Source organism: Pantoea allii, assembly GCF_002307475.1.
GTDB classification, from domain to species: domain Bacteria; phylum Pseudomonadota; class Gammaproteobacteria; order Enterobacterales; family Enterobacteriaceae; genus Pantoea; species Pantoea allii.
Map to the genome: position 1 here is coordinate 34,594 of NZ_NTMH01000011.1, position 25,744 is coordinate 60,337.

25 protein-coding genes are annotated in these 25,744 nt (G+C 57.7%); 3 read left to right on the plus strand and 22 right to left on the minus strand.

Annotated features, from left to right (window positions below):
• The first annotated feature begins 177 nt into the window (after nt 1-177).
• Nucleotides 178-921 carry a response regulator gene (locus CMR03_RS03095; protein ID WP_096010743.1) on the plus strand — a complete coding sequence of 248 codons (744 nt, stop codon included), beginning with the start codon at nt 178-180 and terminating at the stop codon, nt 919-921.
• Here the strand turns inward: CMR03_RS03095 and CMR03_RS03100 are convergent.
• The 6 genes from CMR03_RS03100 to CMR03_RS03125 all read right to left on the minus strand — a co-directional run bounded on the left by CMR03_RS03100 (nt 858) and on the right by CMR03_RS03125 (nt 7,026).
• The gene (locus CMR03_RS03100) at nt 858-1,910 is read right to left on the minus strand and encodes a carbohydrate kinase family protein (RefSeq protein WP_096010744.1); all 1,053 of its coding nucleotides are present in this window, start codon (nt 1,908-1,910) and stop codon (nt 858-860) included. The genes CMR03_RS03095 and CMR03_RS03100 overlap by 64 nt on opposite strands.
• Nucleotides 1,911-2,771 (minus strand): ketose 1,6-bisphosphate aldolase, encoded by an 861-nt coding sequence (locus CMR03_RS03105; protein ID WP_096010745.1) that lies wholly within the window; start codon nt 2,769-2,771, stop codon nt 1,911-1,913.
• Nucleotides 2,771-3,463 carry a D-lyxose/D-mannose isomerase gene (locus CMR03_RS03110; protein ID WP_063880075.1) on the minus strand — a complete coding sequence of 231 codons (693 nt, stop codon included), beginning with the start codon at nt 3,461-3,463 and terminating at the stop codon, nt 2,771-2,773. The genes CMR03_RS03105 and CMR03_RS03110 overlap by 1 nt, the downstream gene beginning before the upstream one ends.
• A gap of 47 nt (nt 3,464-3,510) precedes the next feature.
• A complete protein-coding gene (locus CMR03_RS03115; protein ID WP_063880076.1) occupies nt 3,511-4,449 on the minus strand; it encodes an ABC transporter substrate-binding protein in 939 nt (312 codons plus the stop codon).
• Between the two features lie 71 nt (nt 4,450-4,520).
• Nucleotides 4,521-5,501: an ABC transporter permease subunit gene (locus CMR03_RS03120; RefSeq protein WP_063880077.1), complete on the minus strand. Its 981-nt coding sequence runs from the start codon at nt 5,499-5,501 to the stop codon at nt 4,521-4,523.
• A gap of 10 nt (nt 5,502-5,511) precedes the next feature.
• Entirely contained in the window at nt 5,512-7,026 is a 1,515-nt protein-coding gene (locus CMR03_RS03125; protein WP_096010746.1) for a sugar ABC transporter ATP-binding protein, read from the minus strand.
• A 144-nt stretch (nt 7,027-7,170) separates the two neighbouring features.
• On the opposite strand from CMR03_RS03125, the gene CMR03_RS03130 reads away from it, so the two are divergent.
• Nucleotides 7,171-9,771 carry an ATP-binding protein gene (locus CMR03_RS03130; protein WP_096010747.1) on the plus strand — a complete coding sequence of 867 codons (2,601 nt, stop codon included), beginning with the start codon at nt 7,171-7,173 and terminating at the stop codon, nt 9,769-9,771.
• Here the strand turns inward: CMR03_RS03130 and phnE (CMR03_RS03135) are convergent.
• The 16 genes from phnE (CMR03_RS03135) to CMR03_RS03210 form a co-directional block, all read right to left on the minus strand.
• Nucleotides 9,725-10,609 carry a phosphonate ABC transporter, permease protein PhnE gene (gene phnE, locus CMR03_RS03135; protein WP_096010748.1) on the minus strand — a complete coding sequence of 295 codons (885 nt, stop codon included), beginning with the start codon at nt 10,607-10,609 and terminating at the stop codon, nt 9,725-9,727. The two genes, CMR03_RS03130 and phnE (CMR03_RS03135), sit on opposite strands and share 47 nt — an antisense overlap.
• A gap of 2 nt (nt 10,610-10,611) precedes the next feature.
• Nucleotides 10,612-11,466 carry a phosphonate ABC transporter, permease protein PhnE gene (gene phnE / locus CMR03_RS03140; protein WP_063880081.1) on the minus strand — a complete coding sequence of 285 codons (855 nt, stop codon included), beginning with the start codon at nt 11,464-11,466 and terminating at the stop codon, nt 10,612-10,614.
• A gap of 131 nt (nt 11,467-11,597) precedes the next feature.
• Entirely contained in the window at nt 11,598-12,527 is a 930-nt protein-coding gene (gene phnD, locus CMR03_RS03145) for a phosphonate ABC transporter substrate-binding protein (RefSeq protein WP_096010749.1), read from the minus strand.
• A 25-nt stretch (nt 12,528-12,552) separates the two neighbouring features.
• Complete coding sequence (phnC, locus tag CMR03_RS03150) at nt 12,553-13,383, minus strand: phosphonate ABC transporter ATP-binding protein (RefSeq protein ID WP_096010750.1); 831 nt, start codon at nt 13,381-13,383, stop codon at nt 12,553-12,555.
• 189 nt (nt 13,384-13,572) lie between these two features.
• A complete protein-coding gene (gene phnP, locus CMR03_RS03155; protein WP_096010751.1) occupies nt 13,573-14,343 on the minus strand; it encodes a phosphonate metabolism protein PhnP in 771 nt (256 codons plus the stop codon).
• Nucleotides 14,340-14,876 (minus strand): ribose 1,5-bisphosphokinase, encoded by a 537-nt coding sequence (gene phnN, locus CMR03_RS03160; RefSeq protein WP_096010752.1) that lies wholly within the window; start codon nt 14,874-14,876, stop codon nt 14,340-14,342. The genes phnP and phnN overlap by 4 nt, the downstream gene beginning before the upstream one ends.
• Nucleotides 14,876-16,012: an alpha-D-ribose 1-methylphosphonate 5-triphosphate diphosphatase gene (gene phnM, locus CMR03_RS03165; protein ID WP_096010753.1), complete on the minus strand. Its 1,137-nt coding sequence runs from the start codon at nt 16,010-16,012 to the stop codon at nt 14,876-14,878. Before phnM ends, phnN begins: the two co-directional genes overlap by 1 nt.
• Complete coding sequence (gene phnL / locus CMR03_RS03170) at nt 16,009-16,728, minus strand: phosphonate C-P lyase system protein PhnL (RefSeq protein ID WP_096010754.1); 720 nt, start codon at nt 16,726-16,728, stop codon at nt 16,009-16,011. Before phnL ends, phnM begins: the two co-directional genes overlap by 4 nt.
• Entirely contained in the window at nt 16,729-17,490 is a 762-nt protein-coding gene (gene phnK / locus CMR03_RS03175) for a phosphonate C-P lyase system protein PhnK (protein ID WP_096010755.1), read from the minus strand.
• Nucleotides 17,480-18,328 carry an alpha-D-ribose 1-methylphosphonate 5-phosphate C-P-lyase PhnJ gene (locus CMR03_RS03180; protein WP_013026274.1) on the minus strand — a complete coding sequence of 283 codons (849 nt, stop codon included), beginning with the start codon at nt 18,326-18,328 and terminating at the stop codon, nt 17,480-17,482. The genes phnK and CMR03_RS03180 overlap by 11 nt, the downstream gene beginning before the upstream one ends.
• On the minus strand, nt 18,321-19,397 hold the full coding sequence (locus CMR03_RS03185) for a carbon-phosphorus lyase complex subunit (protein ID WP_096010756.1): 1,077 nt from the start codon (nt 19,395-19,397) through the stop codon (nt 18,321-18,323). Before CMR03_RS03185 ends, CMR03_RS03180 begins: the two co-directional genes overlap by 8 nt.
• Nucleotides 19,388-19,972, minus strand: a complete 585-nt coding sequence (gene phnH, locus CMR03_RS03190; RefSeq protein ID WP_096010757.1) for a phosphonate C-P lyase system protein PhnH — start codon at nt 19,970-19,972, stop codon at nt 19,388-19,390. Before phnH ends, CMR03_RS03185 begins: the two co-directional genes overlap by 10 nt.
• Complete coding sequence (gene phnG / locus CMR03_RS03195; protein ID WP_063880090.1) at nt 19,969-20,418, minus strand: phosphonate C-P lyase system protein PhnG; 450 nt, start codon at nt 20,416-20,418, stop codon at nt 19,969-19,971. Before phnG ends, phnH begins: the two co-directional genes overlap by 4 nt.
• Nucleotides 20,418-21,131, minus strand: a complete 714-nt coding sequence (gene phnF / locus CMR03_RS03200) for a phosphonate metabolism transcriptional regulator PhnF (RefSeq protein WP_063880091.1) — start codon at nt 21,129-21,131, stop codon at nt 20,418-20,420. The genes phnG and phnF overlap by 1 nt, the downstream gene beginning before the upstream one ends.
• Before the next feature lie 164 nt (nt 21,132-21,295).
• Complete coding sequence (gene biuH / locus CMR03_RS03205) at nt 21,296-21,985, minus strand: biuret amidohydrolase (protein WP_096010758.1); 690 nt, start codon at nt 21,983-21,985, stop codon at nt 21,296-21,298.
• A complete protein-coding gene (locus tag CMR03_RS03210; RefSeq protein WP_096010759.1) occupies nt 21,978-23,282 on the minus strand; it encodes a purine-cytosine permease family protein in 1,305 nt (434 codons plus the stop codon). Before CMR03_RS03210 ends, biuH begins: the two co-directional genes overlap by 8 nt.
• 494 nt (nt 23,283-23,776) lie before the next feature.
• Between CMR03_RS03210 and CMR03_RS03215 the strand changes: the two genes are divergently transcribed.
• Nucleotides 23,777-25,702 (plus strand): phosphatase PAP2 family protein, encoded by a 1,926-nt coding sequence (locus tag CMR03_RS03215; protein WP_096010938.1) that lies wholly within the window; start codon nt 23,777-23,779, stop codon nt 25,700-25,702.
• Nucleotides 25,703-25,744: the final 42 nt, after the last annotated feature.

Genomic DNA, 25,744 nt, shown 5'->3' on the forward strand with positions numbered 1-25,744 from the left:
GCCCCCTAACAGCGCAATCGTTTTCCTGCACGGTTCACTCTCCGGGAAATTCTGCGCTTACGCACGGTTTAGCACCTTGCCAGGCGACGCTGGTCACGTTTCAGCAGCATCAACCTGCAGACAGTATTGGAATGTGTACACTCGCATTTAACCCTTCAGTAACATTGAGGTCACACGATGAAGCCAGCAATTCTGGTGGTGGATGACGATCATGCTGTCTGCGATCTGTTGCAGGACGCACTCAGTGAACATGGTTTGTTGGTTTATCGCTGTCATCAGGGAAAAGATGCCCTCGCGATGGTGCGCGAACGCCCGGAAATTTCACTGGTGATGCTGGACATGATGTTGCCCGACACCAATGGATTGCTGGTTCTGCAGCAGTTGCAGCGTCAGCGGCCGGACATTCTGGTGATTATGCTGACCGGGATGGGATCGGAAGCGGAGATGGTGGTGGGCCTGGAGATGGGAGCGGATGATTATATCGCCAAGCCCTTCAACCCCCGCGTCGTCGTTGCGCGGGCGCGCGCTGCACTCAGGCGTAGCGGGCGCGTCGTGACGCCGGAAGGTGACCATGAAGGATGGCGTTTTAATGGCTGGCTGCTTGATGAGGCGCGCTGCCAGTTACTGAATCCGCAGCGTGAAACCGTGACCTTAACCCAGGGTGAATACACCTTGCTGCGCGCCATGGTACGACATGCGCGCAAGGTCCTGACGCGCGATCAGTTACTGGAACTCACTCATAGCGAAAGCATGGATGTGTTTGACCGTACTATCGATGTTCTGATTATGCGGCTGCGCCGTAAAATCGAAGTGAACCCGCATCAACCCGGCCTGATCCGCACGATTCGCGGGCTGGGTTATGTTTTTTCAGCGGACGTGGTGAAACCTGAAGGTCTGCGGCTCTCGACGCAAACGGCCTGAGCCATCCACTGCCGCATCTCGGTCAGTGGACGAATGCCATCGATGGCATTCGCCGCGCGTAAGTTAAAGCAGGCACAGGTGTGAGCCAGTTGCAGCGTCGACAGCATGTCATCGCCCTGATGGCTGGCAAACAGCACCCCCGCGCAAAACGCATCGCCGGCTCCTACACTGCCAACAATGTCGTCCGGTGCCAGTTGCCATGCTGGCTGCCAGATGCCCTCGCCGCCCACCTCCTGACCCCATGCACCTTCCGGCGCATGAATGACCACGCGCTGGCGCACGCCCTGCCCGGCCAGCCACTGTGCGGCGTTTGCAAAAGCCGCCGGTGGCTGAATCCCCTGACTGTCACGCAACACAATACCTGACAGCGCCTGTGCTTCCAGTTCGTTAATGATCAGATAATCCAGCCAGCGTAGTGCGGGCAGCACCTGGGGACGATAATCACCCACGCGTGAGGCTAAATCCAGAGAGGTAAAATAGCCACGCTGCTGCATCTGGGCCAGTAAACGGGCGCTGCGCGTACCAAATTCGCTGTCTGCGCCATCCAGCGTTTCAAGCAGCAGTAAATAGCCTAAATGGAAGATGCGCTGTGCGTCATCAACGGCCGCAAAATGGGGCCTGTCCAGCAGGGCGTTCGCGCCGGGTGAAAAGAAAAACGTTCGCTGCCCATCCGGTGCCGTCATCACCTGCGTCATCGCGGTGGGCTTATGACTGGTGCGCTGCACCCAGCGATGATCGATCTGCGCCTCCTGCATGATGGTCAGCAGATAGTCACCGTCGGCGTCATTCCCTAACAGGCCGATCGCCACCAGCGGAAGCTGACAGTGCATGCGCGACAGGGTAAGCAGGACGTTAAGCGGCGCACCACCTGCCGCCTTTTCGCTATGCTGCACCTCCGCCAGCCAGCCCTGCTCCGGCCAGTGACTAATGCGGTGGACATAATCCACCAGCATCACGCCAGCGGCCAGAATGCCGCGCCGCGCGCTCATCTATGCCTGCCCTACGCTGCCGAAAATCTTCATTTGCTGCATGACCGTCTCACAAATGGCTTTTTCTACCGCCATGAGCAGTTCAGCAAACTCGTCATAACGCGTATTGCGTGATGCCAGACTGCGCTCTACCGCGTCGAGTGCCGCCTGGGACATGCCGGTATAAAAGTTAATTTTATGAATACCGAGCGAGATAGCCCGGCGGAAATCCGCATCGCTGATGCCCGATCCGCCGTGCAGCACCAGCGGCACGCCGGTTTGCTGACGGATGGCGGCCAGCCGGTCAAAATCAAGTTTGGGTTCGCCTTTGTATTTGCCGTGGGCATTCCCAATGGCAACCGCCAGCGTATCGATGCCGGTTTCGCGGACAAATTCGGCGGCCAGGCGCGGATCGGTGAATTTTTCGCTATCGGCCTCCCCAAAGAGCGCGCCACCTTCATCTCCCCCTACCGCACCCAGCTCCGCTTCAACCGACACGCCCACGGCATGTGCCGCCCTGACAACCTCGCGGGTCTGGCGAATGTTCTCGTCATAACTCAGGGTCGAACCGTCGAACATTACCGAGGTAAAGCCCAGGCGGATGGCCTGCATCACCGCTTCGAAGTGCAAACCGTGATCCAGATTGAGCACTACCGGAATAGCGTGCTTCGCGGCTTCAAACTTTATCGCCTCAACGATCTGGTCGAGGGTGACGTATTTAAAATGCACTTCTGCAATGTTGATAATAAAAGGTGAGCGTTGCTGCCCGGCAGCCGCAAACAGCGCGCGCAGGAAATGGCTGTCCAGAACATTAAACGCGCCCAGTGCGTACCCATTTTGCTGTGCATGAGCCAGCCCTTGTGCCAGAGAGATCAATGCCATTATTCACTCCTCAGATTGAGCCAATGGGAATAGTCGTTGCAGAGCAGCCGGTGCGGCTCCTGATCCTCGTCGAGGGCGTTAAAGCGTGCCAGCGGCGTCAGAAACACGTTGTCGTTATCGTCATCGTTAGGCATCGAGACTTCCCCGACCAGCACATCGCCAAAGCCGTTTTCGCCCCAGAAACTGTGCCAGACACCGGCTATCAGAGTGACGCTTTCGCCAGGTGACAGCCGGAGCTGTGACCCTGCAGCATGGGTTTGCCTGATGCCATCCAGCGACACCGTGACCGGCGTGCTCGCTTTTTCATTGCCTTCACGGTTGTAAAGCTCGACGATCAGATTGCCGCCACCGCGATTAATAATGTCTTCCATTTTTCGTGGATGGTAATGCATCGGCGTCACCTGCCCTTCACGCACATGCATCACTTTTTCAGCATAGGGTTTGTGCCAGGGCTTTCCGCCCGGTGAGCCATTGCGCAGGGTGAAGAGCGTCAGGCCGGTTTGCAGAAAATCATCGGCGCCAAAGCTGGTGAGGTCCCAGCCCAGACGTAACGCCACAATTTCATCCATATCACACTGCTGCTGACGCCACTGACGGATATCGTAATCCGCCCAGGGCGGCAGATGGACATCCTGACGCGTAAAAAAGTCTCGCGTGTTTTGCAAAAACACATTCACTTCGGAGCGTTGCATCCTCAGCTCTCCCGTTAAAGCGGCACCCTGAGGTGCCGCGCGCCGGTTTATTTCACTGTCCAGCCCTTGTAGCTGCTGACGTTATTACGATCGATTAACTTCACCGGGATCAGTACCGGTTTATCCGGGGCCGGTTTGCCCTGAAGAATGTCGTAACCGATCTCAACGGCTTTGGCTGCCATCACCTGCGGGTCCTGTGCTGGCGTGGCGGCAAACAGCGAGTTTTTACGCTTCAGCGCTTCCTCGCCGTCCGGCGAACCATCCACGCCGACAATAAAGAACTCTTTGCGCTGCGCCTGTTTTGCAGCTAAGTCTGCGCCGATAGCGGTAGGATCGTTAATGGCAAACACCGCATCGATTTTTGGATTTGCCGACAGCAGGCCGGTCATCACTTCCAGTCCGCCTTCACGGCTGCCTTTGGCGTTCTGGTTAGAGGAAAGCAGCTTGATGTCCGGATGGCGTTTCAGCTCGGTCATGCAGCCTTCGACGCGGTTCTGTACTGCCGAAACAGGCGGTCCGTTAATAATCACCACGTTGCCTTTCTCTTTCAGGCGATCGGCGATGTATTTACAGGCCATTTCACCGGCCTGGGTGTTATCGGACGTGATGGTGGCGTTAGCACCATCTGCGGCAACGTCCACCGCGACCACGACAATACCGGCGTCACGTGCGCGCTTAACGGCGGGAGCAATCCCTTTTGAATCGGCGGCATTCAGGATAATCATGTCCACTTTGGCAGCAATAAAGTTGTCAATCTGACCGACCTGCTGTCCGAGATCGTAGCCGCTCGAGACCAGCGTGACCTTAACGTTGTCGCCGGCCAGCTGACGCGCCTTCATCTCTGCACCTTTAGTGATCTGCACAAAGAATGGGTTAGCCAGATCGCCTACGGTTACACCAATAGATTTCAGTTCTTTTGCCTGAGCCACACCGGCGCTGAACAGCGTTGCCGCCAGCAGCCCAGTTACAATCGGATTAAAACGCATAGATCTTCTCCTGCTGTTATTTATCTGCCAACTGCTGAATGGCGCTTTGTTTGCTCTGCGCATGTGGCCTGTCAGCCCACATGATGACGAGTTCGATATTTGTCGATCAGCACGGCAATAATGATCACCGCGCCTTTAATCACCAACTGCCAGAAATAGGAAACGCCCATTAATGTCATGCCGTTGTTCAGCGTGGCGATAATCAGCGCCCCAATCAGCGTACCGGTAATGGTGCCGATGCCACCGACGAAACTGGTGCCGCCTAAAATGACCGCTGCGATGGCGTCCAGCTCATAGCCCACGCCAAGGTTGCCGTTGGCGCTGTAAAGACGCGACGCACTCATCAGACCGCCCAGCCCGGACAGCAACCCGCTCATGCCGTAGACAAATACCAGCACCATGCCCACTTTGATGCCCGTCAGTCGGGCCGCCTGGATGTTGCCGCCCACCGCGTAGATATGCACCCCCAGCGTGGTGCGGCGCAAAATAAACCAGCAGATGGCGATGACGGCAAAAGCGATGACGATGAGCCACGGCACCGGCCCAAGATAGCCGTTGCCTATCCACTCAAAATTAATATCGGAATTAATGACCGTGGTGCCGTTGGCCAGCAGATAGGCCGCGCCGCGCAGAGCGGTATAGGTGCCGAGCGTGACGATAAACGGCGGCAGTCCGGCCCAGGCCACCAGAATGCCGTTAAACAATCCCATGACCAGCCCGGCTCCCAGCGCCATTGGGATCGTCAGTGACGCCAGCATCGGGTCCAGCGAGGTCAGTAGCGCCACCACCGCCGTGGTGCCCAGCATCGATCCCACGGACAAATCGATACCGCCCGTCAGAATGACAAAGGTCATTCCTGCCGCCAGCACAATATTGATAGAAGCCTGGCGCGTAATGTTCAGTAAATTGGCTTCGGTAAAGAAGTTAGGGGTAACAAAACCGAAGACCGCGACGATTAAAATCAAAATCGGTAAAATGCCCACCGTCTGCATGATGTCGCCCATCAGAGCGCGCTTGATCGTCGGTGGGTTAACAGGTGCCGTTTGTGTCATTGTTTTATCCTCATACTTCAAGCGGTGATGCGCTGTGCGCACCGGTTGCCAGCGTCATGATGTTTTCCTGACTGATCCGGTCGCCTGCCAGCTCGCCGGCGATGGCCCCTTCATGCATCACATAGACCCGGTCGCTCATGCCGACGACCTCCGGTAATTCACTGGAGATCATGAGAATGGCCACGCCCTGCCGCGCCATGTCCTGCATCATGCGGTAAATTTCGCTTTTCGCGCCGACATCGACGCCGCGCGTCGGCTCGTCCAGAATCAGAATGCGGGGACCGATGGCTATCCAGCGAGAGATCAACAGCTTTTGCTGATTGCCCCCTGATAAACCGCCAGCGCGTACCAGCGCATGGGGCACACGAATATTGAGAGACGAAATGGCCTCACTGGCGATTTTTCGGGATTTGCGACGGTTAAGCATGCCGTAGCTGGCATCACGCTCCAGGGTAGCCATCACGATGTTTTCCTGCGCGGCCATCTCCAGAAACAGCCCCTGCTCTTTACGGTTCTCGGTAAGAAAACCAATGCCGTGCGCAATCGCCTCACGCGGGGAGTGAATCACCACCTTCTGACCATCGATCCAGATCTCACCCTGTTTAAGCCGGTGCACACCAAAGATCAGCTGTGCCAGTTCACTGCGTCCGGCCCCCACCAGTCCGGCCAGGCCGACGATTTCACCCGCACGAACCTCCAGGCTACAGGGATGGACTTTGCCGCCGTCGGACAGGTGGTTGATCGCCAGGCGAACGGCACCGCGCGGAATCGTGCGGTCTTTGTTAAACAGGTCACTGAGTGGACGCCCCACCATCATGCGCACCAGCTCACTGGCATTGAGGTTGTCACGCGTCAGGCTGCCCACGTACTGCCCGTCGCGCAGCACGCTGACCCGATCTGACAGTTCATAGACTTCAGCCATGCGGTGGCTGATATAAATAATCGCCATACCTTCGCTGCGCAGACGTTTGATGAGGGCAAACAGTTGTTCGGTTTCACGATTCGACAGGGCGGCGGTAGGCTCATCCATCACCAGAATCCGGCTGTTACGGTGCAAAGCGCGCGCAATTTCAACCTGCTGCTGCTCGGCAATACTCAAGCGGCTGACTTTGTCAGTGGCGCTGAACTGTGCGCCCAACCGGTTGATCACCTGTTGCGCCTCGTCCGCCATCTGGTGGCGTTTCACCATGCCTGCCCGGGTAATTTCACTGCCGAGAAAGATGTTTTCGGCCACGGTAAGATTGGGGGCCAGGTTGATTTCCTGATAGATCAGCGTGATGCCAGCAGCTAATGCCTCTTTGGGCCCTTTCAACTGCCAGGGCTTGCCATCAATTAACACCTCGCCACTGCTGGCCGTATAGGCACCCGCCAGTATCTTCATCAGGGTGCTTTTACCCGCGCCATTTTCGCCCATGAGCGCATGCACCTCACCGGGATACACGGTGAGATCCACCCCTTTTAACGCGTAAAAATTACCAAAGCGTCGGGTGATCTCGCGCATTTCGAGTATCGGCTTTGCTGTCATCTACCCGCTCCTGCTGGTTATGAATAGCAGCGAGTTAAGCAGGGCCAGATAAATGGAAAATGTCAGAGGTCATTCATATTTGTCATATTCCGCCTTGTGCTCGCTCCTATACTCGGCTCATCGTCGCACGGTCGGAGAGTCTTTATGCAACGCAGTTCACCGTGGCAAGTCGGGGCGCGCGGTCGCCTGTTGCTGTCTCATTTGTTGGTGGTATGCGTCACATTAATGGTCAGCGTGGTGGCAGTAACCAGCTTTCGTCATGCGGGCACCATCCAGGAACAGGCCCAGGCGCAAACCCTGGCCGATATGAACGGCAGCCTTGCCCTGGCGCGGGATACCGCGAACGTCGCCATTACGGCAGTGCGCTTATCCCAGGTGGTCGGTGCGCTTGAATATCAAAGTGAATCGCGACGATTACAGCAGAATCAGCAGGCTTTGCAGCATTCGCTCTTTTTGCTGGCCAACACACCGCTGGCCGCACGTGAGCCTGAGCGCGTGGCTCGCCTCCGGGCGCGCAGCCTGATGCTTGAACAGTCGGTCAGTCTGCTGTTACGCACCGGCCATGAGCGCCATCTGCAGCGCAATATGTTGTTAAGCGGTTTATGGCAGTCGCAACTCCTGCTTGAACGCATTAACGACCTGGCACTGCGGCAGACCGCAGGCGCACCCGACAGGGAGCTGCGACAGCAGACCGGCAGGCTGCTGGATATCGCTATCCGTACCCCTTCGTCAGCCGCGGTGATTGAACAGCTGCAGCAGGTCATGAACACATGGCACAGCGTCACGGCGCAAGGAACGCTGGGTGACAACGTGCAGCAACTGGTGCAGGCCCTGCAAAGCCTGACGCCGCTGTCGGCGGATCTGGAACAGAGCGATCTGGCCATCGCCTACGCCACCTACCGTATCAAAGCGCTGGTGGCCGCGCTGAATGACGACATTACTGCTTACGTACAGCAGGTGGCGCAGCAAACAGAAAGACGCAATATTGCGACACATCACCAACTCGATTCGGTGAGCGGATTTATCATGCTCTCTGCGCTGCTGGCGCTGGCGATTACCGTGTATACCGGCTACTACATTTACCGCAACCTTGGCTCCAGCCTGACCGCCATTGCGGGGGCGATGACCCGGCTGGCGCAAGGAGAGCAGAACGTCAGCGTACCAGGATTGCAGCGTCGGGATGAACTGGGTGAGCTGGCGCGCGCGTTTAACGTTTTTGCCCGCAATACCGCCTCTCTGGCGCATACCTCACGACTGTTAAAAGAGAAAAGCACCCAGCTTGAGTCCACCTTCCTGGCGATGCGCGATGGTTTTGCCCTCTTTGATAACAGCGGGGAATTAGTGGTATGGAATGCGCAGTATCCGCAACTGCTGGGCATCGCCCCGCGGGATTTGCATCGCGGCATGCACTATCAGCAATTGCTGGAGCAGCTTGATGTGCAGTTGCACGATTTAGCGGAACCCCAGGAAGTCAGGCTGGCAGACGGACGGACGCTGGAACTGCGCTTTAGCCCCGTGCCGCGGCGCGGAATGGTGAATACCGTGCTGGAACGCACCTCGCGCAAGGTGCTGGAAGAAGCGCTGGTGCACAGCCAGAAAATGAAAGCGGTGGGCCAACTGACCGGCGGCATCGCGCATGATTTTAATAATTTGCTGGCCGTCATCATCGGCAGCCTGGCGTTAACCGAAGGGCAGCTTGCGCCCGGCCCTGTTGCCAGCCGGATTGAACGGGCACGCCAGGCGGCGGACAGAGCGGCACTCCTGACCCAGCGGCTGTTGGCGTTTTCGCGCAAACAAACCCTGAATCCCCATGCGGTTTCCGTCGTGTCGTTGATAGAGAATCTACAGGGGCTACTGCAGCACTCGCTGCTGCCAGGTCAGCATTTGATTATCGATGCACAGCGGCCCGGCTGGCCAGCCTGGATAGATGCCAGCCAGTTAGAGAATGCGGTGATGAATCTGGTGGTCAATGCCAGAGATGCCATGGGTGGACAGAGTGGCGAGATTCGCCTGCGCATCTGGAATCAGCGGCGAAGCGAACAGGGTGAAAAACGTGATCGGGTGACGATTGAGGTGATCGATCACGGTTGTGGGATGGCGGATGACGTGCGCGCCCAGGTCTTTGAGCCCTTCTTTACCACCAAGACCACCGGAACCGGAAGCGGGCTGGGGCTGTCGATGGTCTACGGTTTTGTCCGCCAGTCGGGTGGACAGGTAGAGCTGGAAACCGCGCCCGGCCAGGGCACAACGGTACGGCTGTTGCTGCCGCGTGCGCCTGATGTCGCGGCGGCACGTCCCATCGTGCCGGCTCCGGCTCAGCCCGATGCCGCCGATGACCGTCTGGTGCTGGTGCTGGATGATGAACCGGCGGTGCGGCAAACCCTGTGTGAGCACCTGCATCAGTTGGGTTATCTGACGCTGGAGTGCGCGACCGGTGAAGAGGCGCTGGCACTTCTGCATCAGACGCCGGATATCGATTTGCTCATCAGTGATTTAATGTTGCCGGGGGAGATAAACGGTGCCGAGGTCATTCGTCAGGCCCAGCAAACCTGGCCGAAACTGGCAACGTTACTGATCAGCGGTCAGGACCTGCGCCACCAGCCGGTCACGCTGCCGCTGTGTGAGCGGCTGGCAAAACCCTGGCAGGAGGCGCAACTGGTACAGGCGCTTCAGCGCGCCTGGCAGCGAAGCGCGCGTCTTAATCGTGCCCGCCCGGCTGCCACAACGGCACCGCTTTCCCAATGATATAGCGCTTACGCAGATGGCTTGAGATCGTATCCATGATCATCACCACCACCACCAGAATCAACGTCAGGAACATCACCACATCCCAGTTCCACAGGCGCATATTTTCAGCATAAACCAGGCCGACACCGCCCGCGCCGACAAAGCCGAGGACCGCCGCTGAGCGGGTATTCGACTCGATCTGATAAAGGCTGAGCGCCAGGAACTGCGGAAAAGACTGGGTGAAGATACCAAAACGGTGCTTCTGTAAGCTGTTCGCGCCCAGTGCGCCCAGCCCCCGGCTGGGTGAACGCTCTACCGCTTCGTGCCCTTCTGAATAGAGCTTACCCAAGAGTCCCACGTCCTGCAGGATAATGGCCAGTACACCGGCCAGTGGCCCCATGCCGACCGCACGCACAAAGATCAGGCCCCAGATGGCCATATCAATCCCGCGCAGCATGTCGAACAGACGACGCATCAGGAAAGCAATGGGCCGGGCTGCCCGGTCATGCATCACATTACGTGCAGCCAGAAAGGATAATGGCAGCGCCAGCAAGGTGGCGGTAAGCGTACCGGCAAATACGATCGCCAGCGTAATCCCTACCTGAGAGAAATAGTAGCCAAAGGGCCAGTTGGCAAAGTCCTGCCAGACAAACATGCGCAGGAAATAGCGCCCCAGTTGCTGACAGCCCATCAGCAGGCGGCCCCATTCAATACCGTACACCATAAAGAAAAAGACGTAATAGAGCATCAGCGCCAGTGCCAGCATAGCCAGACGCCGCAGATAGCGGTTTTGCGCGGCAAAGAGTTCAGGATGCTGCTGCTTCATCGCCATGATATCAGGGGCCAACGTAACCATATTTATTCCTCCACCACACGGCGGCGCAGGCGGCCAGAAACCGTATCCAGTAGCGACACCACAATCAGAATCAACAACAGCGTCATGCTGACCTGATCAAAGCGATCCAGTTTGATGTTGGTCATTAACTCCTGACCGATTCCGCCTGCCCCGACCAGCCCAAGAATGGTCGACGAACGGAAATTCACTTCCAGCCGCATAAAACTGTAGGAAAGAAAGGTAGGTTTGACCTGGGGCCAGAATGCAAAGCGCATACGCTGTAGCTTGCTGGCACCGCAGGCGGCAAGTCCGCGTACCGGCTTATCCGATGCTGATTCAATCGATTCATAAAACAGCTTGGTCAGGCTGCCGATGGTATGTAAAGCCAGCGCCAGAAAACCGGGAATCGCGCCAATCCCAAACGCCATGACAAACATCACCGCCCACGCCAGTTCAGGCATCGTGCGTAAAAACGCCACAAAGGCACGAATTCCGATGCGCAGGCTGGCGGGCGTTTGCGTGTTGTCGGCGGCAAAAAATGCCAGTACGCCTGCAATGACAACCGCAATCAGTGTGGAGGCCAGCGCCAGCTGTAAGGTTTCCCAAATCAGCGGGAGCTGAATGTTCAGACGATAGCCCCAGTAGGCCAGCGACCCTTCCGTCTTGCCATCGGCAAACAGCAGCGGCAGATGCAAAACGGGGATAATTTCGCGGATGTAATCGAAAAAGTGCGGCAACGATTGCCAGATGGTCACGAGACTGAACTCTGACATATTGGCCGCCGCCAGATAGAGCACCACCAATACCAAAGACCAGATGAGCGAGTCACGCTTCTGTTGGCGGCGGATACGTTGATAATAACGTTCGAAGTCGGTCACGGGAGATGTCTCAGATTGAGGTGTGACAAAGCCATCCTGGAAAGGTTGACGTGCAGACAAGCCCGTCGGCTGTCTCGTGCCACCTGCCTTGCTGGAGGCGGCACGAGGACGGAAAGCTCACTGCCCTGCCGTTAGCCGCGCGCGCCTTTCATCAGCTCGCGTTTCATATCAATGATGTTCTGAAAGTCAGCAACAGAGGTTTTGCCAATGTGCTGCGCGCCGCCCACGGCTTTAACGAAACAGGCGTGATCGGTTTTATCCAGCTTTTTAATTGCCGCAACCACTTTCTCTTTAAAGTCTGCTGGCAGTTTATTGCTCACCAGAATTGGACCGTTAGGAATCAACGGCGATTGCCAGATGATGCGAATCTGCTTCATCAGATCGGGATGGTCCATACGGATCAGTCGGCCAAACGCACCCGATGTGTAACCGGTGTTGTAATCACCGACCATGGATGTCCAGGTCACCGCGCCGTCAAACTGATTATTCAGCACGCCCAGAATGTCCTGCTCATGACCGCCGGAGAAGGTCACGCTTGAAAAGAAGTTGTTGTATTTATTATCAATCGTGCCACCAAACATCTTCTTAAAGGCCTGGTTTGGCACGAGGAAGCCCGAGGTTGAATCCGGATCGGCCATACCAAAGGATTTGCCTTTCAGATCTTCCAGCTTCTTGTAGGGGCTGTCGGCTTTCACAATCACCACGGAGTGGTAACCGCGAGACTGATCTTTGTCATCCACAACGATACCCACTAAATCAACGGCCTTGGGGTCCTGAATGTAGACGGACGCGTACGAGGAGGGAGACATGCTCAATACCAGATCCACTTTGCCGCCCAGCAGCCCCTGGATCACGCCTGAATAGTCCGAAGAGTTGCGGATTTTGGTATCCACGTTCAGCTCTTTATCGAAGAACGATTTAACACACTGGTTATCACCAATCTGCTGCGTCGCGTTCTGACCGCCCAGGATACCCAGATTCAGTTCTTTCGGTGCGTCCGCTGCATTAACGCCAAAGGTAAGCAGTGCTGTAGTCAATAAAGCGAAAGATCTCATTTTCATTAGCATTGTTCTCTTGCTGTGATAGTTAGTGGATCTGGTTCAGTTCGTCACCGTACAGCTGATGCAGCAGGCCGTCGGTGAGTTCAGAAGGATGACCGTCAAACAACACCACACCGCGCTGAATACCAATGACGCGCGTGCAGTAACTTTTTACCAGCTCAATCGAGTGCAGGTTCACCATCACGCTGATGCCCTGACCGCTGACCTGACGCAACACATCCATAATGCGGGTGGTATTTTTAGGGTCCAGCGACGCGACAGGTTCATCCGCCAACAGAATTTTTGGGTTCTGCATCAGTGCACGGCAAATCGCCACGCGTTGCATTTGACCGCCGGAGAGGTTCTCGGCGCGCTGCAACGCCTGCGGCAGCATATTCATCCACTCAAGCAGTTGAATGGCGCGGGCGCGATCGGCGTCAGAGAAGACTTTGAAAAAGGATTTCAGCGTGGACGTCTGGCTGAGGCGGCCAAGCAATACGTTGGTCAGCACATCAAGACGGGGCACCAGGCAAAAATCCTGAAAAATCATGCCGCACTGGGTGCGCCATTCACGCATCTGCCGACTGCTGAGATTCACCACATTCCGATCGGCCTCGCCGTGGTGCAGACTGATAATCGCGCCCTGTGAGGCGGAAATGGTGCCATTGAGCATATGCAGCAGCGTCGATTTGCCTGCGCCAGAGCGACCTATTACCGCCACTAATTCGCCCGCATGCAAATCGAAACTGACGTTATCGAGCACCTTATTGTTAGCGTATGCTTTGCTCAATCCCTGAACAGACAACACTTTTTGCCCGCCTGAATGGGTCAATGACGTGACGTTATCGACCACAGTTTTAAGCAGTGCCTGTGCCATGATGTACTCCGCTGTTACAGTTTACGTTCTGTACGCCCGCCCCCCGAATCCAGAGTTGACGTTATATCGCTGGTCGGTGCTGGTTGGCGTGCGTCATTATCTTGCGTCTGTTGCTCACGCCGCAGGAATCTGACGAGAGACCGCTATATTAAGAACATGGGGGATGAAGGCTGTATTACGGTTAGATGATTAAACTGTGACAGGCAAATCGGCACCGAGAGACAACGACAAACCGTCGTAAGCCGCGCGCACCTGAGCAGGCAAGGCGTGCTCTGCCAGCCAGTTGTCCATGTGATGACTCAAATGAATCAGCCAGGCCTGATGGGGTTTCAGTTCATCGATGATTTTCAGCGCTGCGGTGAGATCGTTATGATTGCGCCCACCCTGTCCGGGCGGATCGTTACAGTCCAGCACCAGGTGATCCAGCGTCTGTCCGCGCAGAAAATCCGCTGTATCGGGCGGCAGACCGCAGGTATCGCACAGCCAGGCCAGACGCGATCCATACCAGTCAAACAGATAGCCGTGCGTCAGCCGGGAGTGCTGCAGCGGCAGTGCCGTCACCCGCAACGCACCGAACGACTCCGCCACAAAAGGGGTGAGGGATGGACGGAAATCCAGCAGTCCGGGATGTTTGAACAGATCGTCACAGCCCTTCTCATCCGGCGGCCCCCAGACGGGAATGGCGTTGCCTTCGCCCCAGCGCAGGGTGAATAATCCCTGCACGTGGTCCATATGATAGTGAGTCAGCAAAATCCGGTTAATGTCACCCGGCTGGAAACGTTCGGCCAGCAGGGGCAAGCCCGCGTCCAGTAAAATACGCGCCTGACCGGCTTCAATCAGGGCGCTACAGGGCGCACGTTTATAACGTGGCTGCTGGCGGGCGCGTAAGCAGGCGTGACAGTCACAACCGAACACCGGTGCTCCCGTCACGCCGCCGGTACCGAGAAAGGTCAGTTTCATGGCGACAGCGCCAGCAGCTGGCGTAACTGTTGTACGGTATCCGCCAGCGCGCCATCGTTATTCAGCCGTAAACAGCCCTCTGGTTGATGCTGCGCAGCGCGAGCCAGGCGTTGGGCGATCGCCTCTTCATTTTCGCGTCCGCGCTGCCGTAAACGCGCGGCCAGCACCGACGGGGAAACCTCAATGCACAAGGGTAACAGCTGCGCGCCGTAACGCGCGCGCACCTGTTCCAGATGCTGCCGGGACCCGTTTACCAGCACGTTTTGCCCGCATTCAAGCCAGCTATCAATTTCACGCCCGATGCCGTAGCGAAAACCGTGGGCCTGCCAGCTAACGGCAAATAAACCCAGCGCCTCGCGCCGGATAAACTCCGCTTCCGTCAGGGCAACATGGTTTTCTCCCCCCACATCGTGGGGGCGCGTAATGTAGCGGTGCGCAATCAGCAGGCTATCAGGCGGTGCCTCGCGCAGCAGGTCCAGCAGGCTGTCTTTCCCTGAGCCGGAGGGACCGGTTAGCCAGATAAACCGGGCCATCAGTACACCTGCCGACCTTTACTCCACACATGGCGAATATGGGGATGACCATGTTGGGTATGCGCCAGCACCAGATCGGCGCGGCAGCCTTCAGTAATTACGCCACGATCTTCCAGCCCCAGCGCCCGGGCCGGATTACAGGTCACCAACGCGATAGTTTGCGGCAGAGACAGCGCGTTACGCTCATCTGCCGCCAGGCGGAACGCCGCATCCAGCAGGCTGCCGGGATAATAGTCCGATGACAGGATATCCAACATCCCGTGTGACGCCAGCTCCCAGGCGCCAACGTTGCCGGAGTGCGAGCCGCCCCGCACGATATTCGGCGCGCCCATCAACACCTGCATATTGCGGTAGCGGGACGCCTTCGCCGCCTCCAGCGTGGTGGGAAACTCGGCTATCGCGCTGCCCACGCCGTGTGACTCTTCCACGTGCGCTTCGGTGGCGTCATCGTGACTGGCAATCGCGATGCCATGCTCACGGCACAGCGCGGCAATCGCCAGACGGTTAGGCTGTGACCAGGCTTTGGCCAGCGCCAGCTGATCGCGCTCAAACTCATCCATCTGCTCATCATTAAGCTGATATTTTCCCTGATAGTACTCGCGGTACTTTTCCAGCGATGCGTACTGGCGCTGTCCCGGTGAATGGTCCATCAACGACACCAGCGACAGCTCCGGTGACGAGATCAGCGCCTCAAACAGCGGCAGCGTTGTGTGGTGCGGCAGCTCGCAGCGCAGATGTAATAAATGCTCGGCGCGGTTTAGCCCCTTGCGATTACTGTCGCGAATAGCCCCAATCATTTTGCTGAGGTTGTCCAGCCGGTGACCGCCATCGCGCACATCGCCCACGCCGATAGCATCCAGCACCGTGGTGATGCCGCTGGCCACCATCAGCGCGTCATGGCTGCTCATGGCCGAGTGTGCCGGCCAGTCGACTTTAGGACGCGGGGTGAAAAACTTATCCAGGTTGTCCGTGTGCAGCTCCACCAGGCCGGGCAACAGATACGCGCCTTCGCCATCCAGCGCGCTGGCAAGCTGGCTGGTCGTTTCGCTAAAGTTGGTAATACGATCTTCACGAAACTCCAGCGATCCCGCTACGACTTCATTTTCCAGCACCAGCTTTACATTATTGATGATCATGCTTCTGCCCCTGTCGTGAAGGGCTGAATCACGTGCAGGCGGTCCGCCACACGTTCCCGCACCGCTTCATCATGAAAAATCCCCACAATCGCCGCACCGCGCTCACGCGCCTGTTCGATCAGGCTTACCACCGCCGCGCTGTTAACGCTGTCGAGCGACGCCGTCGGTTCATCCAACAGCAGCACCGGATAATCGGCGATAAAACCCCGGGCGATATTGACGCGTTGCTGCTCCCCACCGGAGAAGGTCGAGGGCGCAAGGGCCCAGAGACGTTCCGGTACGTTAAGCCGGGTCAGCAGGTCTTTGGCGCGTGCTTCACAGAAGCCGCGTTCAGCGCCGCGCTCCAGCAAGGGCTGCATGACGATTTCCAGCGTTGGTACGCGGGGAATAACGCGCAGAAACTGACTGACCCAGCCGATGGTATCGCGGCGAATCGCGATAATCTGGCGGGCTGGCGCCTGCGCCATATCCACCCATTCGCCCTGATGCTGTACCCAAATACTGCCGCTGTTGGCCTGATAGTTGCCATACAGGGCACGCAGCAGCGTGGATTTACCGCTGCCAGAATGCCCATGCAGTACCACGCATTCCCCCTCACTGACATCGAGGCTGGCATCCTGCAATACCGGCAGTGCCGCACCGTTCTGATTGTGCAGGACAAAGGTTTTGCACAAATTTTCCACGCGCAGTTGCGTCTTCATTGTCGCTGTCGCCATTTAGTTAAGCACCGATGAAACCAGCAGTTGTGTATAAGGATGATGCGGATCATCCAGTACGCGGTCGGTTAACCCACTTTCCACCACCCGGCCCTGCTTCATGACCAGCAGCCGATGAGCCAGCAGGCGCGCCACGCCCAGATCGTGCGTCACGATGATCACCGCCAGATTCAGTTCACGTACCAGGGTACGCAGCAGGTCCAGCAGCCGCGCCTGCACCGAGACGTCCAGCCCACCTGTCGGTTCATCCATAAACACCAGTTTCGGCTGGGTCACTAAATTGCAGGCGATTTGCAGACGCTGCTGCATGCCCCCGGAGAAGGTGGTGGGAAGATCATCGATACGGTTAGCCGCGATTTCTACCGCCTGTAGCCAGTGGCTGGCTTCTGCGCGGATATCACCATAGTGACGGTGGCCGACAGCCATCAGACGCTCACCGATATTGCCGCCCGCCGTGACCTGAGGACGTAATCCTTCCAGCGGATGCTGGTGTACCACGCCCCATTCGGTACGCAGTAACCGGCGACGGTCGCTTTCACTCATCTGATAGAGATCGCGCTGCAGGTAATGAATCTCGCCCGCCTGCGGCACCAGCCGGGCAGACAGGCTACGCAGCAAGGTGGTTTTGCCGGAACCCGACTCCCCCACAATCCCCAGCACCTCGCCCGGATAGAGATCAAAGCTGACCTCCTCGAAGCCTTTTCCCGGTGCATAAAGGTGGGTGAGGTTATTGACCGCGAGCAGCGGTTGTTCACTGTGCATGTTGTTGTTCCTGCTGCTGGTGGCAAAAATCGGTATCTGAGCACACAAACATTCGCGTTCCCTGATCGTCCATCACCACCTCATCCAGGTAGCTGTGACGCGATCCGCACAGCGCACAGGGTTCGTCCCACTGCTGCACGGTGAAGGGATGATCGTCGAAGTCGAGGCTTTCGACTTTGGTATAGGGCGGCAAGGCATAGATGCGCTTCTCGCGTCCGGCACCAAACAGCTGCAGCGCCGGCATCATGTGCATTTTCGGGTTATCAAATTTGGGAATCGGCGACGGGTCCATCACATAGCGATCGTTGACCTTCACCGGATAGGCATAGGTGGTGGCGATATGACCGAAGCGGGCGATATCTTCATACAGTTTGACCTGCATGATGCCGTACTCTTCCAGGGCATGCATGGTGCGGGTTTCCGTTTCGCGCGGCTCAATAAAACGCAGCGGCTCAGGAATCGGCACCTGGAAAATCAGAATCTGATCTTCCTCCAGCGGCGTTTCGGGAATACGGTGGCGCGTCTGGATCAGGGTGGCATCGACCGTGCGTTCGGTGGTGGCGGCCCCACTGACCCGTTGGAAGAAACGGCGAATAGAAACGGCGTTGGTGGTATCGTCTGCGCCCTGGTCGATGACTTTCAGCACATCTTTATCACCAATCACGCTGGCGGTGATTTGAATCCCGCCCGTGCCCCAGCCGTAAGGCATGGGCATTTCACGTCCGGCAAACGGCACCTGATAGCCCGGAATCGCGACGGCTTTTAAGATGGCACGGCGAATCGTGCGTTTGGTTTGTTCGTCGAGGTAACCGTTGTTATAGCCGCTGAGCTCAGCCATTTTGCTGCTCCTGATAGTCCTGGCGCAGACGTTTCAGCAGTTCCAGTTCGGCCTGGAAATCGACGTAGTGCGGCAGTTTTAAGTGGGAAACAAATCCCGCGGCTTCGACGTTATCCGCATGGGACAGCACAAACTCCTCATCCTGAGCCGGACTGGTGATACGTTCATTGTGCTCGCGGGTCTGTAACGCGCGATCCACCAGCGCCATGGACATGGCTTTTCGCTCTGCCCGACCAAATACCAGGCCATAGCCGCGCGTGAAGTGCGGCGCGCTTTCACCGTCGTGGGTAAATCCGTTGACCATTTCACACTCGGTCAGCAGCATTTCGCCAATTTCCAGTTCAAATCCCAGCTCTTCCGGGCAAACGCTGACGCTGACATAGCCGGTGCGGATTTCACCGGCAAAGGGATGGGTTCGCCCATAGCCACGCTGGGTGGAGTAGCCCAGAGAGAGCAAAAAGCCTTCATCACCGCGTACCAACTGTTGCAGCCGCGCGGCGCGCGAAGCGGGAAACCCCATTGGCTCGCGGGTGATATCCGTCGGTTCGCTGTCGTCGTCGCTTTCACTCTGTGCTAAGCCTTCGTCGCTCATCATGCTGAACATATGCGGACAGTGCTCAGGCAGTGCCTGCTCGCTTCGCGGCGGAAGCGGCGTTTCCCCGTTAGCCATCAGGGTAAAATCCAGCAGGCGGTGGCTGTAGTCGTAGGTCGGGCCTAAAACCTGACCGCCGGGTAAGTCCTTATACACAGCCGAGATACGCCGCTCAATCCGCATGCTGCTGGTGGCTAACGGCGTGCTTTGTGCCAGACGCGGTAAGGTCGTGCGATAAGCACGCAGCAGGAAAATCGCCTCTACCAGGTCACCGCTGGCCTGTTTAATCGCTAACGCCGCCAGCAAGGGATCGTAAATCCCGCCTTCCGTCATCACGCGATCCACCGCCAGCCCAAGCTGCTGTGCAATCTGATCGCAGGAGAGCTCCGCTACGGCGCGATCGCCCCGGCGCAAGTTGGCCTGCAGATGGTGGGCATTCGCAATGGCTTTTTCGCCCCCTTTCACCGCTACGTACATGAGCACACCTCAACATTTGTTGTGCGTGGCACCGCCATCATCGCTTCGCCACAGGTGAAAATCAGGTCAACGCCCTGAGGAAACGGATGGGGCCGGGCGCGCAGGTATTCGAGCACGCTTTCTGGCAGCTGTGGCGCAATGGCGCGGGCTTCACGCAGCCCTGGCCCCGACAATCGCAGCGCCAGACCACCGTTTAGCGAGGGCACCTCAATAATCAGCGTGGTGCTTTTTTCCGGTGCCAGGTTGTCACCCGCGGCGAAGTCGCCTGGATTGGGTTGGGCATCGGCGTGGCTTAATGCAAAGGCCGCATCGTTGCTGTCGGTAACAGGAGCGCCGGTATGAAAACGCAGGTTGTCGCGCAGCTGTTGATTATCCACCTGCGGGTCCAGCCATAGCGGGCTTTCCTGATCGACCAACGTCAGCAGCACGGCGGTGGCGGCAGGCGAAAGTGCGCCCCAGCCCTGTTGCAGCGGTAGGGAAACCATCACGCCCGGCTCGCTCATGGCTTTCAGAATGCGGCGAAAGGCGTGCTGCGCATCCGCAACCGGATGATTAAAACTTGCCAGTAAAGTCATTCATTGTCTCCGCGTACCAGCGTAAAGAAGTCCACTTTGCTGCTGGCAATTTCACGTGCGCGCAGCTGACGCTGCTCTTCACGTGAGGCCGCCAGCGGGGTAATAATTTTTTCCTGCAGCAGTTCACCGGTTTCTGTCTGCTGCAACAGGGCATCCATCAGGGCACAACGTTCGGCATGGGCTTTATCCCGCCCGAGCAGGTAGCTGTAACCCAGGGTGCCATCGTTAAGCCGCACGACTGCGCGCGTCACGGTGGCATCACCGACCACAAAACGCTTGCCGGTAGCGCCCATGCGGGCCTGCAGGCGCGTCAGGCCAATTTCAGCCGGACGGATCAGGGTAAATTCAGGCTTGAGGTTGAGCGGCTGCCAGTGCGCGTCAAGCTCGGCTGCACTGCTGTGGGCCAACACCGAAAGCCAGTGCTGGCGGGCCGTTTGCTGTTTCATTAGTGCTCCAGAGTCAGTTCGATCATGTCGCCACGGGTCAGGCTGACGGAGTATTCCGCCATCGCGCCATCGGTGGTTTTATTCAGGGTACGCACGCACAACAGCGGGGAATGCAGCGCGATTTCCAACTGTTTACACTCTTTGGCCTGCGCCCGGCGGGTGCTGATACGCGTCTGGCTGCGCACCAGCTGCTTGCCGGTATGGTGCTGCAGAAAGTCATGGAGTGAACCGCTGTTGAAGCGTTGCAGCTGCGGCCACCAGCTGAGATCGGCAAGAAAGTGATTGATCAGACAGACCGGCAGACCATTTACTCGGCGCAGAGTACGCAGGTGGATCACGTCATTGCCTTCGCTCACCCCAAGTGCCGCGGCCACATCAGCACTGGCCGGGCGCAGCACCGCCAGCAGACGTTCACTGGTAGGATCGCTGCCCTGCTCCATCAGGTTTTGGCTGAAGCGGGCCTGGGCATGCAGCGGATAGTCGTAGGGGCGCATCAACACCAAAATTCCAACACCGTGGCGGCGTTGCAGCAGGCCTTTATTGACCAGCTCGTCGACCGCCCGACGCAGCGTATGGCGGTTTACCGCATAGTGATCGGCCAGTTGCTGCTCGGAGGGTAAATAGTCACCACTGCGGTAGCGTTCCTGAACAGCCTGCTCCAGTTGCGCTGCGACAGCCTGATACACAGTGGTCGGATGTCTGGATAACTCCATCACAATTAAATCCTCACATCAGTAGAGGGATTTCGCAGCGAAGGTGCTGCGGGATGGAAACAGACTGACGGGATCAGATGACAGCGAGGTGACGAGACGGTGACGTAAACATGAATTCGCGCCAGCCTGTCGCGTACAGGGCAACAGGCTGGCAGGTGGGTCCTTCAGGGCTGGCCCAGGCTATCCAGCAGTGCCGCCGAGGTGGCGACCGCGCCAAAGATACCGCCCTGCATATGAATCATGCTCAGGGCGGCTTCATGATGATGTCGCTCAGTGGCGGCACAGCAGTCGGATAAGACCAGGCACTCATACCCGCGATCGTTGGCCTCACGCAAGGTGGTATGCACACACACATCCGTTGTAATACCGGTAATAATCAAATTGCGGATACCGCGACTGCGTAACACCAGCTCAAGGTCTGTTGCATAGAAAGAGCCTTTACCGGGCTTATCGATGATCACTTCGCCCGGCAGCGGTGCCAGTTCCGGGATAATCTCCCAGCCCGGCTCACCGCGCACCAGGATACGACCGCACGGTCCTGGGCTGCCAATTTCTGCATTCATCCTGCCCGACCGCCAGCGTTTATTGGCAGGCAGATCGCTGAGATCCGGGCGATGCCCTTCCCGGGTGTGAATGACGGGAAAATGCAGCGCACGCATGCGGGCCAGCAACACCTTAAGCGGTTCGACAGGCGCGCGCGTAAGGCTAATATCGTAGCCCATGGTGTCAACGTAGCCGCCCGCGCCACAAAAATCGATCTGCATATCGATGACGAGTAGCGCCGTATCAGCGGCACTAAAATGGCCATCAAACGGCCAGGCATAGGGGGTGGAATTCACACTGTACTCAGGCATTGTTCTTCTCCATTCGCGGCGTCGGGGAACGTAATTTGATAATCAGGGTATAGCTCAGTGCCGCCGTCACCAGGCCGATGACCGCTTCGCCAAACTGGGGAAAGGCCAGATGCGCGATGACCGCGCACAGGCTTCCCAGCGCCCAGGCCGCAAAAGCGGCACCGTGAAACCGTTGCGCCGGGCGCTGTTCACTCAGCTTCGCCATAAAAATCAGATCAACAATCATGACCGCACCAAACGGTGGCACCACCACGCCCAGCAGGCTCAGCCATGCCAGGAAATAGGTCCAAACGCCCGCCAGCGCCAGCAGGCCGCCGATGGCACCGAGAATCAGCGTCCAGCGGCGCATCTTGCTGTTAAAAAGATGGCTGAAGCCTACCGCACCGTTATAAAGACAGTGCGTACACACCGAGCCAAGATTGATGAACACAAACAGGAAAGCCACCACGGTTAAAATCTCACCCTGCCCCATCAACATGGGCAGGAAATTGCCGCCGTTGGTCAGCGGGTCCACCGCCGCGCCGACCGAGACAATAATCACGCCAAACAGATAGGCGATCAGGTTTGCGACCGGGAACGCGGAAAAGGCGGCGATGACCGCAGCACGGCCACTCTTCGACCAGCGGGTGAAATCGGCAGTCATGGTGCCGGAATCGGCAAACCCCGCCACCACCATGGTGACCGCCGTGCCCATGCTCATGGCTCCCGCCACCGTGGGGCTGCCCTTCCAGTGAAACATGCTGGAAAAATCATGTGTCTGCCCGACGAAATACAGCGCGACAAACCCTAAAATCACAAACATTGGCGCAGCAATCATGCCCAGCACGGACAGAGCACGCACGCCCAGAAAGGTCACGGCCGTAAACAGCACCATGGCAAATGCCGTCACCGACAGGGCATTCCAGCCAAAGGTCTGATGAATCACCGTCCCGGTCAATCCCGTCTGGAAGGCGTACCAGCCGATAACCACGGTCGACAGAAAGCCGGACACGAGGATATAGCCTTTGCTGCCGAAGGTCCTTTTCGCCTGCAGGGCAAAATTCATCCCGGTATTGCCCGCAAACCAGCTTAGTGCGCCGACATAGGCAAACAGCACCAGATTGCCCATCACAATCGCCAGCAACGCAGGCCAGAAGCCAAGGTGCCAGGTAATGATGCCGCCAAACAGCGCATTGGTGAGGATCATGGGGAAACCAAACCAGACCGCAGAAACCGAGCGGGTCGGATGGCGATGCGACAGCGGCACGGGTTCGTGCTCAAACTCCTGCTCTAACGTTGGGGAAGCCTGTTTTTTCATGGCAAAAATTCCTGGTTAAGGTGAATCCACGGACAGGCGCGCTGGGGCACTGACTTTCATCCTGTGCTCGCCATCTTTATGACGGTACAGGTGCCGTCGCGCTGGCGACTGTCATTGCATTGCGTGGTGGTGTACTGCCGCCTTACCGGGCTGTTAACCCTTTTCCACGCATGTTGTCTTACCGGTATTTTTAACCCGATAAGAAGTGCATGAAGCATGCCAGGAATCGTCCCTCCCGCGTTGTCACGCGCGGATGTCCGTCTGGATACGGGCTGGGATACAAGATCGAATACTTATGATAAGACGCGGCACCTTACCCGTTGCGGTGCGGCGGTTTCTGGCACGCTGATGGGGCGGTGATGCACGATAAATGGGAAACTTTTGAATCTCATCTGGAAAGCGAAAAGCACATCAGAATGTCACTGCGTTGTCATGCGCCCTTCACGCCTGGCGACCAAAATAGTCGCCCATTATTCTTGTCGAAGGCTTTTATCATGTCTGCTGTTATCCGTTTTGGCACTTTTCTGGCGCTTTTTTCAGGCATGATTGCGGCGCCTGTTGTGAGCAGCGCACAGACATCGGCCGCGCTGCCTGCACCGCCCGCCGACCCCGGATTTACCGATAGCGCGCCTGCGGCAAAGGTGCCGGCTTTTGTTGACAGCATCGCCACCAACCAACGCGGGGATGCGCGCTTTGCCACGCTGGAGACGAATGCCGGCGTGCGCGTGGTGTCCGGCTTTCTGGCCCTGTGGCGTCCGCGTACGCTCAAGGTCGATGCGGGGATTTCGGCACCGGCCCGTGATGGTTTTGCGGCGATTACGCCCTCTGATTGCACTGGCCTGCCCGGTAAGGCCCCCGTCTGCGGCACGATACTTAATCATCAGGTACTGGCGGCGAATGTTCAGTATGTGGTTACGGCGACCCGCCAGCGTACGGCAGCCCAGGCCGAGGCGGCCTACTTTGACGATCGTCGAGCCAAAGGCTATAGCGTCACGGACGGCCTGGGTCCGCTGACCGCGGCGTGGCGCAGTGCCGCTCAGCAGGTCACCACCATCACGCAGATTCCCGCAGATGCCACGACGGTGCTGTATAACGACCAGGGAAACAACACCGGCACGGGCAGCCATGACGGCAATCGCGACTTCGGTGAGGTGGTGGATTTTCTCAATGAAATGGGTAACAACGCCTCTACGGAACCGGCAAAACGTTTCTATAAATACGCCCGTCCCTACCGCTGGCGTTCAGAGGTGGCGGTGGTGCCTGCCCTTGTGCCCGCAGAAAGCCCTACGCCCGCTACCGATGGCGGATTTATCAGCGGACACACAGCGGAGGCGGTCAGAGATGCCCTGACCATGGCGTGGCTGGTGCCGGAGCGCTACCAGGAGATGGTCAGCCGCGGGATGGAATTGGGCGAAAGCCGGATCGTCGCCGGGATGCATTCGCCTTTGGATGTTATGGGCGGACGCATGTTCGCGCTGGCCGTTACCACCGCGAATCTGACGGCATATCATGAAGATGCACAACGCGCGTACAAACAGGCGCATCAGGCATTATGGCAACGCACCGGTACACAACCCAACACCTTTCTGCAATACGCTCACGCCGCGCCGCTCAATGCCGACCGCTTCGCCGATCCTACCCTTAACCGTGCCAGTGCCCTTCGGCGCATGACGTTTGGCTTTGCCCCCATCGCGTCCCGCCATCGTCCAGCGGTGGTGCCCAAAGGTGCCGAGATTCTACTGGAAACCCGTTTTCCCTATCTGAGTGCCATGCAGCGCCGCGTGGTCTTAAAAACCACCGCGCTGTCATCAGGCTATCCGATCCTGGATGATGCCGAAGGTTGGGGACGTCTGAATATCGTGGCGGCCGCCGACGGATATGGTCAGTTTACCGGGAATGTGCAGGTGATGATGGATGCTGAGAAAGGCGGTTTTAATCAGGCCGACAGCTGGCGGAATGCGATTGGCGGCCAGGGAAAACTGACCTTACAGGGTTCAGGTACGCTGCGGCTACTGGGTGCAAATCGCTACAGCGGCGGCACTGAAATTGAAGGTGGCGTGCTGGAGGCCGGTTCAGCCAGCGCCCTGGGCGTGGGTGAAGTTTATGTGGGCAACGCTGGCAGCGTGCGTATTGCTGCGGCCAGCCCGGTGCGCGTTAAACAATATTCGGCGCGGCCTCAGGCAACTCTTGAACTGGATATCGATGGTCAGGGCGGAGGTCGTCTCAACGTGAAGGGGCCATTGGTCGCAGGCGGTACGCTGTTAGTAAAGTTTGTGAAGGGTTATCACCCCAAAGCAGGCACGCTGATTCCGTTGATTGAGGCCGGCTCAAATGCAGCCCACTTTGGTCGCATTATTGTCGAGGGCTATCAGGCTCAGCCTGTCAGCTCCGCGACGCGAATCAGTATTAAACTGCTCTGATCCTGAGTACGGGTGGCAAGGCGCGCAGAGAATGGGCTTGCC